General features: G+C 69.4%; 22 protein-coding genes. 18 read left to right on the top strand and 4 right to left on the bottom strand.

The window, feature by feature from the left end; genetic code table 11:
* The coding region (locus AB0873_RS30045; RefSeq protein WP_366603973.1) for a phosphotransferase at positions 1 to 425 on the bottom strand (425 nt) is incomplete at its 3' end.
* Between the two features lie 170 nt (positions 426 to 595).
* On the opposite strand from AB0873_RS30045, the gene AB0873_RS30040 reads away from it, so the two are divergent.
* On the top strand, positions 596 to 1,144 hold the full coding sequence (locus tag AB0873_RS30040) for an HD domain-containing protein (RefSeq protein ID WP_366603971.1): 549 nt from the start codon (positions 596 to 598) through the stop codon (positions 1,142 to 1,144).
* Here AB0873_RS30040 and AB0873_RS30035 read toward each other — a convergent pair.
* Both AB0873_RS30035 and AB0873_RS30030 read right to left on the bottom strand, forming a co-directional pair.
* Positions 1,141 to 1,608 (bottom strand): NUDIX domain-containing protein, encoded by a 468-nt coding sequence (locus AB0873_RS30035; RefSeq protein ID WP_366603969.1) that lies wholly within the window; start codon positions 1,606 to 1,608, stop codon positions 1,141 to 1,143. The genes AB0873_RS30040 and AB0873_RS30035 overlap by 4 nt on opposite strands.
* Positions 1,609 to 1,611: 3 nt before the next feature.
* Positions 1,612 to 2,355, bottom strand: coding sequence for an XRE family transcriptional regulator (locus tag AB0873_RS30030; RefSeq protein ID WP_366603968.1), 744 nt, complete (start codon positions 2,353 to 2,355; stop codon positions 1,612 to 1,614).
* A gap of 166 nt (positions 2,356 to 2,521) precedes the next feature.
* On the opposite strand from AB0873_RS30030, the gene AB0873_RS30025 reads away from it, so the two are divergent.
* The 17 genes from AB0873_RS30025 to AB0873_RS29945 all read left to right on the top strand — a co-directional run bounded on the left by AB0873_RS30025 (position 2,522) and on the right by AB0873_RS29945 (position 13,519).
* A complete protein-coding gene (locus AB0873_RS30025; RefSeq protein ID WP_366603966.1) occupies positions 2,522 to 2,842 on the top strand; it encodes a hypothetical protein in 321 nt (106 codons plus the stop codon).
* A gap of 244 nt (positions 2,843 to 3,086) precedes the next feature.
* The gene (locus tag AB0873_RS30020) at positions 3,087 to 4,031 is read left to right on the top strand and encodes a hypothetical protein (protein WP_366603964.1); all 945 of its coding nucleotides are present in this window, start codon (positions 3,087 to 3,089) and stop codon (positions 4,029 to 4,031) included.
* 3 nt (positions 4,032 to 4,034) lie between these two features.
* The gene (locus AB0873_RS30015) at positions 4,035 to 4,184 is read left to right on the top strand and encodes a hypothetical protein (protein ID WP_366603963.1); all 150 of its coding nucleotides are present in this window, start codon (positions 4,035 to 4,037) and stop codon (positions 4,182 to 4,184) included.
* Between the two features lie 88 nt (positions 4,185 to 4,272).
* The gene (locus tag AB0873_RS30010) at positions 4,273 to 5,133 is read left to right on the top strand and encodes an FtsK/SpoIIIE domain-containing protein (RefSeq protein WP_366603961.1); all 861 of its coding nucleotides are present in this window, start codon (positions 4,273 to 4,275) and stop codon (positions 5,131 to 5,133) included.
* Entirely contained in the window at positions 5,130 to 5,330 is a 201-nt protein-coding gene (locus AB0873_RS30005; protein ID WP_366603960.1) for a hypothetical protein, read from the top strand. The genes AB0873_RS30010 and AB0873_RS30005 overlap by 4 nt, the downstream gene beginning before the upstream one ends.
* On the top strand, positions 5,327 to 5,536 hold the full coding sequence (locus tag AB0873_RS30000) for a hypothetical protein (RefSeq protein WP_366603958.1): 210 nt from the start codon (positions 5,327 to 5,329) through the stop codon (positions 5,534 to 5,536). Before AB0873_RS30005 ends, AB0873_RS30000 begins: the two co-directional genes overlap by 4 nt.
* 87 nt (positions 5,537 to 5,623) lie before the next feature.
* Positions 5,624 to 6,061, top strand: a complete 438-nt coding sequence (locus AB0873_RS29995; protein WP_366603956.1) for a hypothetical protein — start codon at positions 5,624 to 5,626, stop codon at positions 6,059 to 6,061.
* Positions 6,061 to 6,360, top strand: coding sequence for a hypothetical protein (locus tag AB0873_RS29990; protein ID WP_366603954.1), 300 nt, complete (start codon positions 6,061 to 6,063; stop codon positions 6,358 to 6,360). The genes AB0873_RS29995 and AB0873_RS29990 overlap by 1 nt, the downstream gene beginning before the upstream one ends.
* 20 nt (positions 6,361 to 6,380) lie before the next feature.
* The gene (locus AB0873_RS29985) at positions 6,381 to 6,761 is read left to right on the top strand and encodes an RRQRL motif-containing zinc-binding protein (RefSeq protein ID WP_366603974.1); all 381 of its coding nucleotides are present in this window, start codon (positions 6,381 to 6,383) and stop codon (positions 6,759 to 6,761) included.
* The gene (locus tag AB0873_RS29980; protein WP_366603952.1) at positions 6,758 to 7,051 is read left to right on the top strand and encodes a hypothetical protein; all 294 of its coding nucleotides are present in this window, start codon (positions 6,758 to 6,760) and stop codon (positions 7,049 to 7,051) included. The genes AB0873_RS29985 and AB0873_RS29980 overlap by 4 nt, the downstream gene beginning before the upstream one ends.
* Positions 7,041 to 7,820 carry a DUF2637 domain-containing protein gene (locus AB0873_RS29975; RefSeq protein WP_366603951.1) on the top strand — a complete coding sequence of 260 codons (780 nt, stop codon included), beginning with the start codon at positions 7,041 to 7,043 and terminating at the stop codon, positions 7,818 to 7,820. The genes AB0873_RS29980 and AB0873_RS29975 overlap by 11 nt, the downstream gene beginning before the upstream one ends.
* Complete coding sequence (locus AB0873_RS29970; RefSeq protein ID WP_366603949.1) at positions 7,817 to 8,083, top strand: hypothetical protein; 267 nt, start codon at positions 7,817 to 7,819, stop codon at positions 8,081 to 8,083. The genes AB0873_RS29975 and AB0873_RS29970 overlap by 4 nt, the downstream gene beginning before the upstream one ends.
* Positions 8,083 to 9,873 carry a replication initiator gene (locus AB0873_RS29965; RefSeq protein ID WP_366603947.1) on the top strand — a complete coding sequence of 597 codons (1,791 nt, stop codon included), beginning with the start codon at positions 8,083 to 8,085 and terminating at the stop codon, positions 9,871 to 9,873. The genes AB0873_RS29970 and AB0873_RS29965 overlap by 1 nt, the downstream gene beginning before the upstream one ends.
* A gap of 29 nt (positions 9,874 to 9,902) precedes the next feature.
* Positions 9,903 to 10,175 (top strand): helix-turn-helix domain-containing protein, encoded by a 273-nt coding sequence (locus AB0873_RS29960; protein WP_366603945.1) that lies wholly within the window; start codon positions 9,903 to 9,905, stop codon positions 10,173 to 10,175.
* A complete protein-coding gene (locus tag AB0873_RS29955) occupies positions 10,176 to 11,447 on the top strand; it encodes a tyrosine-type recombinase/integrase (RefSeq protein WP_366603944.1) in 1,272 nt (423 codons plus the stop codon).
* A 352-nt stretch (positions 11,448 to 11,799) separates the two neighbouring features.
* Positions 11,800 to 12,603 (top strand): HAD-IB family hydrolase, encoded by an 804-nt coding sequence (locus tag AB0873_RS29950; RefSeq protein WP_155329265.1) that lies wholly within the window; start codon positions 11,800 to 11,802, stop codon positions 12,601 to 12,603.
* Between the two features lie 286 nt (positions 12,604 to 12,889).
* Positions 12,890 to 13,519 carry a TetR/AcrR family transcriptional regulator gene (locus AB0873_RS29945; RefSeq protein ID WP_366603942.1) on the top strand — a complete coding sequence of 210 codons (630 nt, stop codon included), beginning with the start codon at positions 12,890 to 12,892 and terminating at the stop codon, positions 13,517 to 13,519.
* A gap of 8 nt (positions 13,520 to 13,527) precedes the next feature.
* Here AB0873_RS29945 and AB0873_RS29940 read toward each other — a convergent pair whose 3' ends face one another.
* Positions 13,528 to 14,274, bottom strand: a complete 747-nt coding sequence (locus AB0873_RS29940; RefSeq protein ID WP_366603940.1) for an oxidoreductase — start codon at positions 14,272 to 14,274, stop codon at positions 13,528 to 13,530.
* Positions 14,275 to 14,459: the final 185 nt, after the last annotated feature.

The raw sequence follows: 14,459 nt of genomic DNA, 5'->3' as shown, positions 1-14,459 counted from the left end.
GCCGGGCCCTGCCGCGGCGGGGTCGCCCGCAGGGCAGACAGGACGGCGCCGAGGTCCTGCGCCAGCACGGTACGGTCGACGTCCCGCGCCACCTCGACGGTGTCTCCGGGCAGCCAGCGGCGCACCGACCACGGAAACGGATAGCCCGCCCCCGGTTGCCCCGTGGCGATCGGCGCCGGTACGGGCACCGGCAGGTGCGCAGCCAGGACCGGCAGGCAGCGGTCCTCCTTGGCGATGCCGGCGACGTAGCCCTCCGCGCTGGGCAGACGCACGGCCAGGTGATTGCCGAGCCGGAAGGTCCGATTGTCCCAGCCCTGGCGAGCCACCGGCGTGACGGGCAGGCCGGACCAGTCGGGAAACTGCTCAGCGACCAAGGCGCGTACGAGGTCAGCGGTCATATCGATCACACCGTTCAGTCTGCGCACGTCGTCCAGCCGTTTTGACCCACCAACGCTTGCCCCGGCGAGTTCGCTAGCCGAACGTGTCACCGAGGTCCCGAGACTGAGTTGTCACCGACGTCCTGAGACCCGGCATTCGCCGGCAGCCGGCCGGATAGGGAGTATTGGCCGGTTGTAGCCGGCGCTATGGTCTGTGCATGTCGCTCGTCCCATGGGCCTATGAGATCTCCCGACAGAACCTTTCAGGCACGTTGCCTCGTCGATGGGCTCACGTTCAGGGTGTCGCACTAAAGGCACGCACCCTCACCGCGGCCGTCGGCGATGATGCACCCCTGCTGGAAGCCGCCGCGATTCTTCACGATGTCGGCTACGCACCTCACCTGGCCAAGACCGGCTTTCATCCGCTGGACGGTGCGGTTTACCTCCAAGGCTTGGCTGCGCCGGACCGTCTGGTCCACCTTGTAGCGCATCACTCCTGTGCGGTGAGGGAGGCTCGTCTACGGGGTCTGGAAAGAGAGCTCGCGCCCTTCCACGACGAAGAAGGGCCAGTGAGGGATGCGCTGTGGATGTGTGACCTTACAACGACTCCCGACGGAGAGCCTACGGACTTCGCCAGCAGGGTTGCCGAGATCAAGGAGCGGTACGGTCCCGGTGACCTGGTCACAGTCTTCATCGACAGCGCGCAGCAGGACCTATCAGACGCGATAGATAGAACGAACAGCCGACTTCAAGAAATCGCCGGCTAACCGATGTAAGGAGCGTCGTTCTCTAGGCCATGGCGGATTCGTAAGAGCATGGACGGGTGGATTGGCAGACGTTCAATGGCTTCTGGTTCAACCCACCTCACCTCCGACGACTCGTCGCTCGTCTGAATCGTGCCGCCAGCCGATTTCGCGCGTAGACATACCGAGAACTCCTGTCGGACCTCTCCGTTGTCATACGCAATCACGTGAGCGGGGTCCGAGTAGATGCCGGAGATGCCGGTGAGTTCAACGCGTAGACCTGTCTCCTCCTCAACCTCGCGACGGGCTGCTTGGGCGGTGGATTCGCCGACATCTTGCGCTCCCCCTGGTAGCGCCCAGAGGCTGTTGTCGGACCGCTTGATGAGGAGGACGCGCCCGGCGTCGTCTTGCACGAAGACAGTCACAGCCACCACAAGGGAGTTGGCCCTGGGTGCATTGGGATCGTTCAGGTAGTCAGTCTTGGGCACGTGCTAGGCCCTGCCTTCCTGCTGCGTCGAAGCATCCCAGACTGCCTCGAAGCTGCCAGCGTAGGTGTCGAAGAGACCGTAAGAGGCCGTCTTCCGGAGGTGCATCGCCGGCGCCATAGGTGCTGTCTTGCCGTAGACGTGCGGGTTCACGAGCATCTCGTTGTCGAAACGGTAGATCGAGTTGTAGAGCACAGTGGAGTGGCTCCTCACCTCGACGTTCTGCACCGCACGGAGCGGCCGAAAGAAGGCGTTGGCGTGGTCAATCTTCGCTGAGATCGTCTCTTGTCCGATCCCTTCGTCAATGCTCCGCTGCTTCACAACGTTGCTGTCGCGGTCGCCGAGCAGGATGCGAACCCTCGTACCGGCGCTTGCCTTCCTGCGGAGTCGGTCCAGGAGGTCGGGCTTCTCGGTGAGGAACATCCCGACGTACACAAGGATGTCGATCTCCGCTGTCGCCCCATCTAGTAGCCGATCCCAAAGGTTCGGCGGGACCGATCCTCTGGTGGGGTAGAACTGCACCATGCCTGTCGAATCCGTCGCGTCGGCAGCAGCTCTCCGCGCTCCTGGCCAAAGGTAGTCCTCGTCCTCCTTCAGCCTCTTGGCGATTTTGAAGCGTGTACGAGGATGCGGGACTCTGCCGCCGAGCCAGCGACTCACGGTCTTGACATCGCACTCCGTCAGCAGCGCCAGCTCGGCCGGCGAAACGCGGGCGCGCTCAAGGGCATCTCGTAGACGCTCGTTCGCCATCGTCGCTCCCGGATTCCCTGGGACGTTTTCACCACTATAAACGTCCCAAGCGTCACCGCAAGGCCGTTCCGGCGTCACCTTCCTCGATGTGTGCTTGAGGTGCGAGCGAGAAGCCCGCAGGAGCAGTCGTCCAACAGGGGACGCGCTCAGACACAGGAGGTCTGTTGTGAAGCTGTACGTGGACACCGCGAGCAAGCAGGTCCAGGTGACGAAGGACCCCGCGCCGAAGAACGACCCGAACGGCAACCAGAAGTCGGAGAAGAACACTGGCCGGCCCATGTGGTCCACCCAGGTCTTCGTTCTCGACGAGACCGGCGGCGAGATCATCACCATCACCACGGCGGGTGAGAAGCCGGATGTGACGGTGGGGCAGCTCGTCGCTGTCGAGCAGTTGGAGGCCATTCCGTGGGCGACCAACGGGCGCAACGGCGTCGCGTTCCGTGCCGTGTCGCTGAAGCCGAAGACGGGTTCCTCGGCGGCCAAGTAGGTCCCTGGCTCACCTGTGCTGCGTGAGCTTCTGGTGTCACATGCGCTGAGGCGCGAAGCGGCCTGATGGTCCGCTGAAACACAAGAGGAACGGTCCGGGAGTGGTTCCGACTCCTACGCTCCCGGCCCGGCCACCACGCTCGGTGGTGGCACCCCCGCAAGAGCTGGCGCGGGGTCGGTCCGACTCCTACATCTGCCGACCCCGTGCCCTCCAACTCATCCACCCACTGATGGGAGGACTCGTCGTGTCCAAGTCTAGCCCCCGCCGCCCCTTCGGCGGGAAGTCCACCGGAACGGTGACGGTGATCGAGGCCCGTGTTCACCGGTCCTCGGCTCGGAACGCCCGGTTGGCGTTCATCCTGACGGCGGTCATCGTCGGCCTTCTCGCGGCCGTGGTGGCCGCTTCCTACATGCACCCGATCCTTGCCCTGTTCGTCGGCGTCCTCGTCGGCCTGCCGCTGGGCGGCATCGTCTGGGTGCTGGTCCGTATCTGGCCGGTGCTGCGGCTGCTGTGGTGGTGGAGCACCGAAATCAGCGTCGTCACCATCGGCGGCTACTGCTGGACGCAGCTAGCCAACCACACCCCAACGGCCGTCACCTTCGCGGTCGTCGCCCTGGTCGTCGGCGTCCCCGCCGCCATCCCGGCCAGCCGGCGACAGATCATGGCATGGATCTGGTGCCTGGTCGTGCGGCATCGGCTGCGCGTGTGCTTCGCACAGTTCACCATCGCCAACCAGTCCGGTTCGCTGCCGCTGATCCTGTGGGCCCGTCCGACCCCGGTCGGTGAGCGGGTCTGGGTCTACCTGCGGCCCGGCCTGTCGGCCAAGGATCTGGAATCCCGCCTGGACAAGATCGCCGTGGCCTGCCACGCCTCCACCGTGCTCATCGAACGCGCCTCCGAGCGCACCGCCGCGTACCTGCGGTTCGACATCAAACGCCGCGAGGTGCTCACCGCCAACGTCGGCTCACCCCTCGTCGACGTCATCGACCCCAACACTCCCACCGTCGAGCAGGCACCCGTGACGGTGCCGACCGCCCTGGACCTGCCGGACGTCGAGGCACATGTCATCACCCTGCCGACGCAGGGCAAGCCGGCCACGAAGAAGCCGGCCGCTTCCACCTCCGCCAACGGCAGCAAGTCCGCGGCTTCGTCCTCCGCCACCGAGGACGACGTGTCGGACTGGATCTGAGCCATGACGCAGATCGAGTACGACGAGGCCACCGACGGCTTCTACTTCCACTGCTACGACTGCGGCCGTGACGGCCGCATCTGGGACCGCCGCCGTGACGCCGAGCTCGACGCCGACCGGCACGACGAGCAGCACGACGACGGCCTGATCTAACCCCTACCCAACCGGTGCGCGAGGAGCCCTGCGGGCTCGTTCGTGTGGCTCCTCGCGCCCACTTTCCGCCCGAAGGAGGGCAACACCCATGACCACCACGACAGCCGCCCCGGACACCGGCATACCGGTGGGTCCTGGGCTGTCGATGTTCGACCCCATTTTCGTCGGCATCGACGAGTTCGGTCAGCCCGTCTACATCACCCTCGCCTACCGCAACCTCCTCGCTGGCGGCGAACCCGGCGGCGGCAAGTCCGGTCTGCTCAACTGCATCGCCGCCCACGCCGCTCTCTCCGTCGACTCCCGGCTCGTGCTGCTCGACGGCAAGCTCGTCGAACTCGGCCAGTGGGAAGACTGCGCCGACGCGTTCATCGGCCCCGACATCACCACCGCCCTCGACGTCCTCAAGCGGCTCCAGGTCGTGATGAACAACCGCTACGCCTGGCTACGCGCCCACGGCCGCCGCAAACTCACCGCCGCCGACCGCCTCTCCGTCATCACGGTCCTGGTCGACGAAATCGCCTTCTACTCCGCCACCGTCGGCACCAAGAAGGAACAAGAAGAGTTCGTCGCCCTGCTGCGCGACCTGGTCGCCCGAGGCCGCGCCGCCGGCATCCCCGTGGTCGCCGCCACCCAGCGGCCGTCGTTCGACATCATCCCCACCAGCCTGCGGGACCTGTTCGGCTACCGCGCCGCGTTCCGGTGCACCACCCCCAACTCGTCGAACATCGTGCTCGGTCACGGCTGGGCCGAGCAGGGCTACTCCGCCACCGACATCCAGCCCACCAACCAGGGCGCCGCATACCTCATCGCCGAAGGCGGCGTACCCCGCCGCATCAAGGTCGCCTACCTCACCGACGCGCAGATTGCCGGCATCGCCGACTACGCCGCCTGGATTCGCCGACCCACCACCCCCACCAGCAACCCGAGCGATTGGGAGGCCGTGGCATGACCACACCGCTGCACGACTGCGCCGACTACATGGAGGTCGTCGACGCCGAAATCGACAAGGTCACCGGCCACCTGTGGCAGTACCTGCGCTGCACCGCCTGCGGCAAGCGCGACGGCCACATCGACCAGGGCTTCTCCGGCCCGATTCCCGACGACGCCGTCTTCTACAACGACCCCGGCTGGGAGGTCACGCGATGACCACCCGCGAACGCGCTTACGCCCGCGCGAACAACCAGAAGGCCGCGCAGTACGTCGAGCTGTGGATCGTCGCTGCGCCGTCCGAGATCGCGGCCATGGTCCAGGTCGCCTCGGCCAGTGGCCGGCTCGTCTTCGTCTCCGTGCCGACCCCGATGGGCGGCGACGACACCCGACACCGCCGCTACCTGCGGCTGCGTACCCGATAGCAGTCGACGGAACCGGCTCACGCCCTGGAAAGCCGATCCGGTTCCGCCGACCTCCACCAACAGCCCTACTGAAAGGACGTGGCTGCCATGAAGGCTACCCACCAACCACCCACTACCGGGCAGGTCACTCCGGCTGACCTGCTGCGGATGGCTGCCCTCTACCTGCGCCGGCACGGCTGGCACCAGGGCACCTACTACGACACCAGCACCGACACCCCCACCCCGCCGGCCTGCGCCGCCGGGGCCATCGGCATCGCCTGCGCCGGCCACCGCGTCGAGCACTTCGCCCAACTCGACCCGGACACCCTGGCCGACTACCTCGCCACCCTCGGCGCGTTCGTCGACTACCTCGACACCCACTACCCGCTGTTCCTCGTCGACGAGGACGGCTTCGTCATCGACGAGCACACCTCCCCCTACTCCTGGAACGACGACCCCCTGTGCACCGCAGAGCTCGTTATCGCCGCCCTGGATGACGCGGCGAAGGAGTGGGACCGCCTCCACACCGAGGGAGGCGAGCGCTGATGTTCACCGTCAAGGCGTCCTTGACGCACACCCCCTCTCGCGGCAAGCGCCGGCAGATTGTCGAGAACGACGAGTTCGCCGCCTTCGCCCGCCGCATCATCCGCGCCCACGGCCGCCGCGTCGCCACCGGCGACGTCGAAGCGCTGCGCGACCTGGTCGCCCTGTCCGCCCAACTCGACGACGCCATCGGTGAGGCCGTGATCGGACTGCGTGCCTTCGGCTACTCCTGGGCCGAAATCGGCTCTCGGCTCGGTATCTCCAAGCAGGCCGCCCAGCAGCGCTGGGGAGGCCAGTCATGACCGACCTTCGCAGCGTCGAGCTGAACCAGCTCGCCGACCCCACTGGTATCCGGGTCGAGTTCTACGACCCTGCCGGTACCCGCTACGGCTTCCCCACCTTCCCCTACGAGTCGGCCCCTTCAGGGCTCGCGACCCGCCGGCAACTGCGTGCCGCCGGCCTCCGTCCGGGAGGCCACGACCCGGTGGCCCAGATCCTGTGGCGGCGCGGCAAGCGCGTCGCCTACCTCTACCGCCTCGACCTCGCCGCCCCCAAGCGCACCGCCACCCCGGCTCAGCGCGAGGCGATCGCGAAGGCGCTTCGGGCTCGCCGTACCTGCCGCACCTGCGGCGTCGTGCGGCCCTACTACATCCCCCGCCGCTACGGCTGCTGCTTCGACTGCCACGAAGGGAGCCCCTCGTGAGCTTCCACCTTGCCGACCCGTGCCTGTGGTGCATCGAGGGCAGCACCCCCGCCGGCATCCACGACGTTCTTGGCCCGGTCTACAAGCCCTGCCCGGTCTGCCTCGGCCGCTGCGTCCTGTGTGAGGGCGAAGGCCTGTTCCCGGCCGACTTCACCTGCCTGCCCTGCTTCCGGCAGCAACTCGCCGCCCGAGGGCTGGCCCCGATCATGTGCGCCCACTGCGCGGGCGTCGTCGACCTCATCCCCCTCGACACGGTTCCGGCTCCGGAGGTGACTCCCCATGCCCACTGACCCGAGCACTGTCACCGAGCAGTTCGCCGCCGAGTACGCCCGCAACGCCGTGCCCACCATGCTCAAGGCAATCGCCTCGATCAAGCGCTACAACCGGTTCGTCCTGCTCGGCGCTCTCGCCACCAGCTACCTGCACCAGGCCCACTACCTGTGGACCCAAAACGCCGGCTACTTCGCCTACCTGGTGCCCCTGATCTTCGACGCCGCGATGGTGTCGATGCTGACCGTCGTCCGCACCTCCGGCATCGCGAAGGATGCCAAGCGGGGAGCACTGATCGTCTTCTCCGGTGCCGCCCTGTTGTCGGCCACCATCAACTTCGCCTCCCCGGGCAGCCTCGGCCTGCGGCTGGTCTTCGCCCTGGTCGTCGTCCTCGTCATCGGCGTCGAGCTGGTCGCCGGACGTATCCGACCCGACTTCGCCGCCATCGAAGCCGAAGCCGCCGCCCTCCTCACCGCCGCCCGCGACCTGGCCGCAAAGAAACAGGAGACCACCGACACCCCGGCCAACGAGCCGGCCGTCGACATCACCCCGGCCGCCGCGCCGGCCGTCGACACCCCGCCGGCACCCGAGCCGGCCCCGGTGCCGATGCACCTGCTGCCCATGGCCCGCTTTGCCGCCGTGCAGCACGAACAGTCCACCGGGACTCCCATCACCCCGGTCGAGCTGGCCGACCGGCTCAGCGTCACGGCCGACACCGCCGGCCACCTCCTGGCCGCCATCACCACCCCCACCCGCAACGGCACTCCGGTCAACGGAGGTGCCCGGTGACCATTCACCTCGTCGACATCGAGCAGACCACGCACGTCTGCCCGGCCCATGACGGGCCGCACCCGTTCGACATCCGCCGCACGCTCGTCGACGTCATCCCTGGCGGCCCGTGCCGCAACCCGGTCACCATCCGCTGCGGCCAGGTGACCACCACTATCCCGTGTCATCGGCATGAGCCGGCCAAGCGCCAGTGCGGCGCCTGCCGGGTCATCGTCACCGAACGCACCATCACCACCCGCCACCTCGACGAGGTGCGCGGCTGATGGCGTCGACGCTGGACCTCACACCCCGGACCGCCCTGGCCCGGGGTGTGGGCTCGAACGCCGACGTCCCACCCGTCTACGGCTACACCGCCGCCGGCTCCGCCTTCGAACGCGCCACCCGCCCCGACTATTACGGCTGGCTGGAACACGTCCGGGCCGCCGCCGGCTGCACCCGCCCGATCCGGCTCGCCGGGCAGATCCTCACCGTCGAGCAGGGCACCGGCCGGGTAATCGACGCTCGGCATACCGACGTCATGCCTGACGGCGCGATCTACACCGCCTGCGGCAACCGGCGGGCCACGGTCTGCCCGTCGTGTGCGCAGACCTACCAGCGCGACGCCTTCCAACTCCTGCGCGCCGGCCTGGTCGGCGGCAAGGGCGTCCCCGAATCGGTCGCTTCGCATCCGGCGGTGTTCCCAACGTTCACCGCGCCATCGTTCGGCCCGGTTCACTCCCGGGTGGTCAAGCGGCACACCTGCGGCAACCGCCGCCGCTGCGACTGCCGCGCCGAACCCTGCCACGCTCGCCGCGACGTCGGCGTCTGTCCGCACGGCCGGCCCGCTGGCTGCTGGGCGCGGCATGAGGCGGGGGACGCGGTGCTCGGTCGGCCGCTGTGCCTGGACTGCTACGACCACGACCACCAAGTCGTCTGGAACCTGTTCTCGGGTGAACTGTGGCACCGCACCAAACAAGCCGCGGAACGCTACCTCGCCAAACTCGCCCGCCGCAGGGGCATCCCCCGCGTCGAGGTCGTCACCGCCTCGGGCAAGACGCGCAACGTTCCGCCCGTGCGGCTCTCGCCCGGCAAGGTCGCCGAACTCCAGGCACGGGGCGCGGTTCACTTCCACGGCATCGCCCGCCTCGACGGCATCGACGGCCAGGAACCCGACGCCGTCGTTCCCCCGCCGGCCAGGTTCACCGTCGACGACCTGATCGACGCGTTCCGGCACGCCGCCGCCCAGGTCGCCTTCCACACCCCGCCGCACCCCGACCGGCCCGAGGGCTGGCTCATCGCCTGGGGCGAGCAGCTCGACATCCGGCCCATCACCACCGGCCTCGACGGAGACGTCACCGACGGGATGGTCGCCGGCTACCTTGCCAAGTACGCCACCAAGAGCACCGAGGCCACCGGGCACACCAGCACCCGCCTGACCGCCGACACCATCGGGGACTACGCCGACCCCGATGGTGACCACACCGCCCGCCTCATCGACGCCTGTTGGCGCATCGGCCGACCCACCGGCAACCCGGTTCCCTTGTCCGAGCGGCCCCGCGACCACCGGCCCCGACCGGGTTTCGTCGAGCGGTGGGAGTGCGCCGACTGCGGCAGGCACACCCGCTACGCCGCCTGCCCCACCTGCACCGCCGCGCGTCAAGCCGCCCTTGACGCCGAACCGGCCAGCAGACCTCAGCCCCGCTCGTATGCCCGACTTCGCAGGTGGGCGCACATGCTCGGCTACGGCGGCCACTTCCTCACCAAGGGCCGCCGCTACTCGGTGACCTTCCAACTCCTGCGCGATACCCGCGTCGCCTACCGCCGGCACGAGCACCACCACCAAGTCGACGAGCACACCGGCACCCTCCGGGCCGTCGACCACCTCGGCGAGGACGACACGGCGCTCATCGTCGGCACCCTCACCTTCGCTGGCGTCGGCTGGCACACCACCGGAGACGCCCTGCTCGCCAACACCGCCGCCGCCATGGCGCGAGAGCGACGAACCACCGGCCGCGAAGAAATCGCCCACGAACTCAGTACCACCCCGGCCGGCACGGTGCCGGCTGCCGCCTGATTCCGACAGACCTGAGGAGGTCACCCGCTATGAGCGCCACCGCTCGCCCTAACCCGGTCGTCCGGCTTGTCCCTCGTACCGGGACGGTCGTCGTCGAGCCGGTCACCTACACCGTTCGGGAGGTCGCCAAGCTGCTGGGCATCTCGCTCGGCAGCACCTACGCTCTCGTCCGTGACGGCACCATCCCTGCGACCCGTCTCGGGGGTCGCTGGCTGATCCCGCGTGCCCGGTTTCACGCCTGGCTCGATGGCGTCACCGAGCAACCCGCCGCCACCGGCACCGAGCACGGGCGGAGGCGCTGAATGGGCTTCGTCCGCAAGACTCCCGCGGGTACCTTCCGCGCCTGCTGGCGTGATCCTGCTGGTGGGCAAAAGTCCAAGAGCTTCCGCACGAAGCGCGAGGCCAATGCCTTCCTGGCCGAGGTGGAGGGCAGCCTGAACCGGGGCACCTACGTCAATCCGCACGCCGGCCGCACCCGCTTCGGCGACTTCGCTCAGCAGTGGCTCGCCACGCGGGCGGTCGAGGCCCGCACCACCGAGCGGACCGTCTCCATGCTTCGCACGCACGTCCTGCCGAAGTGGGGTAACTGGCCGCTCGGGAAAGTCGACTTCATGTCGGTACAGGAGTGGGTGACCAGCCTCGGCCAGGAACTCGCTCCCGCCACCGTGGCCAAGTGCTACCAACTGCTGTCGATGATCCTCAAGACGGCGGTTCAGGCGCGACTGATCGCCAGCAACCCCGCCGAAGGGGTGAAGCTGCCGCGCGACCGGTCCCGCGACGTCAAGCCGGTCACGATCAGCCGAGAGGACTTCTTCGGCCAGCTGCTGCCCGCCGTGCCACCTCGGCACCGGGGGATCGTCTCCGCTGCCGCCGGGGCGGGACTGCGCTGGGGTGAGTGCGCCGGGCTGACGTGGTCCTCGGTCGACCTCGACCGGGCATCGCTGCGGGTGGTCCAGGTGGCCGAGGAAACCCACGGCGGGATCGTGCTGCGCCCGTACCCGAAGAGTCGCGCCGGGGTCCGGACCGTGCCGCTGCCCGGCTTCCTCCTGGCCGTGCTCCGCGAGCTGCACGCCGCCGTCGACGATCCGGACCCGCGCACGCTCGTCTTCCGCGACCGGGTCGGTCGCCCGCTGCGGCGGTCGAACTTCCGGCGTCGGATCTGGTTGCCCTCGCTCGTGCGCGCCGGCCTGCTCGGCCAGGTTGTCAACACCGGGCCCCACCGCTACCGCGCAAGCTGGCCGGACCGGGAGGGCGTCGAGTGGTCAGCGGAGTTCACCACCGAGCGGGAGGCGGTCGCCTGCGTTGCGGCCAAGGCCGTTGGTGGCATGCGCTTCCACGATTTGAGACACGCCTACGCCACCTGGCTGGTCACCGACGGCGTCCCGATCAACCTCGTGCAGCGGGTCATGGGCCACGAGCAGGCGTCCACGACGCTCAATCGTTATACGCACACCCCGGACGACTACGCCGCACGCGTCCTGGCGGCGTTCGACCGCTCTGCTGCCTCTCTGCTGCCTCCGCAGGAGGCGATGCCCGTTGAGCGACCGCTCGGCGACGACGAGGAGGGGCTGTGACCTGCGGTGCAGTAAGAATCCCGGAAAGGGACGACCCCCGTCGGGGGGAGACGGGGGTCGTCGGAGGTTCGGCTCCGGGGGGGTCGAGCCGAACCACTCAGCGGTCACGGGGGGTGCAACCGCCGAGGGTCTGTTGGTTGTCCGAGACATGAACGCTCGTCGTGCCGACAGTCTGCCTGAGCGAACCTGGCTACGTCGAGTGGTGTAGCCTCCACTCCCTGCGAATTCATGTTCGCTGGGTGTGATCGCGGTCACGCACAGCTAACGTGATGTCGCCCGGTCCGCAGGTCCGGGGGCTCGGCGACCCCCGGGCACCCGCAGACCATAGACCATCCGACTAGACTTTCGCGCCGTGGGCCGAAGCGCCGCTTTCTTCGATCTGGACAAGACCGTCATCGCCAAGTCGAGTGCCCTGGCGTTCGGTCGGCCGTTCTACCGGGACGGCCTGATCACTCGGCGTGACGTCGTCAAGTCGGCGTACGCGCAGTTGATGTTCCGGCTGGGCGGCACCGACGAGCAGACCATGGCCCGCACCCGGGACTACCTCGCCGCGCTCTGCAAGGGCTGGCCGGTGGAGCAGGTCCGCCAGATCGTCGCGGAGACGCTCCACGAACTGATCAACCCCTACGTGTACGCGGAAGCCGCCGCCCTGATCGAGGAGCACCAGGCGGCGGGGCGGGACGTCGTCCTGGTCTCCGCCTCGGGCGAGGAGATGGTCCGGCCGATCGGCGTACTGCTCGGCGTCACCGACGTGATCGCCACGCGGATGGGCGTGGTCGACGGTCGCTACAGCGGGGTGGTCGAGTTCTACGCGGCCGGCCCGAGCAAGGTCGACGCGGTCGGCGAACTGGCACTCAAGCGGGGGTACGACCTCGCCGACTCGTACGCGTACTCCGACTCGTACAGCGACCGGCCCCTGCTGGAGTGCGTGGGGCACCCGACCGCGGTGAACCCGGACCGCCAGCTGCGGAAACTCGCACTGGAGAACTCCTGGCCGGTGTTGGAGTTCCGGCACCCGGTGCCGCTGGGCCGGCGGCTTCGCGAACGCCCCGCCGTCCCGGTGGCGGCCGCCGCACTCGGCGTCGGGGTGGGTGTGGCGATCGGCATCGCCTGGTACGGCCGGCACCGTCGCACCCGTACCGCCCCGGCCGCCTGACCCATCCGCACCCCACCCCCCTTGCCCCACCCGGGCCTCCCGGCGCGACCGCGATATTGAGCGAACGCTCAAATCAACCTACCCTGTTCCTGAGCGAACGCTCAAGGAGTGCGCGGGCGGCGACGGTCACACGACACCGGGGGGCGGCCGCCGTCGTCCGCGCGACTCGCACACCGCACCGGCGCCCGGGCCGGCCGGAGCCTGCGGCCGGCCCGGCGTGACCTCGCTGGCCCGGCCCACGACCGGTGCGATGATCGCAGTCGCCACACCTGCCGGGAGGGAAGCGATGTCGGACACCAAGCGACGACTGCTCGACGGCACACTCGCCGCGATCCGGCAGCACGGCATCGCCGGCGTCTCGGCCCGCACCATCGCCGCCGCCGCCGGGGTCAACCAGGCGTTGGTCTTCTACCACTTCGGGACCGTCGACGAGTTGCTGGCGGCGGCGTGCCGTACCGGAACCGCAGAGCGCGTCGCCCACTGGTCGGCGCGGCTTCGCAAGGTCCGATCGCTGCGGGAACTCCTCGACGTCGGTCGGGCGCTCCACGAGGAGGAGCGGGTGCTGGGCAACGTGTCGGTCCTGGCGCAGATGCTCGCGGGCGCCCAGACCGACGAACGGCTCGCCGCCCCCACCGCCGAGGCGTTGCAGCTCTGGGTGGACGAGATCGAGTGGGTCCTGCGCCGGCTGCTCGGTGGGTCGCCGTTCGCCGAGGTCGCCGACGTCCCGGGGCTCGCCCGGGCGGTGTCGGCCGCGTTCGTCGGCCTGGAGCTGTACGACGGGGTCGACCGGCCCGCCGCCGAACGCGCGCTGGCGGCGCTGGATCAGCTGGCCGTGCTGATCGAGATCGTGGACGACCTCGGCCCGATCGCCCGCCGAGCCCTCCAGAGCAAGATCAGCAAAGCGGCCCGACGCTGACCAGGGCACTACGCCGCCGCGAGCACCTCGTCGCCGATCCGGGTGAGCTGGTCGGCCCCGACCTCGACGGCGCTCATGTAGTGCCGCAGCCACGACCGCAGCCCGTCCGGCGTGCCGGTGGCGAAGGCACCCGCCGACCCGACGTACTCCGGTTCCCGCTCCCGGTGGCCCACCTCGACGGCGAGCAGCCCACGGGGGTCGAAGCCGGAGGACATCAGCACCAGCCGGGCGGCGCCGCGGGCGACCACCCCGGACGGGCCGGCGAAGGGCCGCAGGTTCAGCAGTTCGCCGTGGACCACGGCGGCCAGCAGCAGGGGCGGAACCCTCGTACCGCCCGCCGCGAGGCCGGCCAGCCCGTCCAGGCGGGCGGCCACCACCACGTCGTTCACCGGCCGGCCCAGCTCCGCCTCGGCGACCACGTCGCGCGCGGCGAGGACGTGCAGCTTCGCGAGGGCCTGCCGGGGCGCCTTCGGCCACAGGTCGGTCAGCCCCGGCAGCGCCCCGGCGACCCGTAGCGCGCCCTGGAGCGCCGGCTCGGTGACCGTCCCGGCGCGGACCTCCTCGCGCTCGTGCGCGTACCCCTCCAGAGCGGCGCTGGCCACGGCGGACCGGAGGCTGACCTCGGCCGCGACCTGGCCGCCGTGCCGGCGCAGGGCGCGGTGCCGGAGCGCCTGGTCGAAGCGCTCGCGGGCCCGCTCCACGGCGGGCGCGACGTCGGCGAGCGCGAGCAGCGGGGCGAGCGGGTCGTCGGTCACCCCGTCACGCTATCCACCGCCCGGTACGCCCCGCGGGCGAGCCGCCCGGAACGCGACCGCCGCCACTCGCCGGCACCGCCGCTGGAGTGTTAAGAGCGTGTTTGAGATGGGGTTGATCAGGTTCAGGTGAAGGTGCGGCGGGCTTGACGCCGGGCTGGTCGGCCGCGGGTGATGCGGCGGGTGAT

This window comes from Micromonospora sp. NPDC047707 (assembly GCF_040704235.1).
Classification (GTDB): Bacteria; Actinomycetota; Actinomycetes; order Mycobacteriales; family Micromonosporaceae; genus Micromonospora.
The sequence above is the reverse complement of the archived record's forward strand: the minus strand, read 5'-3'. Positions and strand labels throughout refer to the sequence as shown.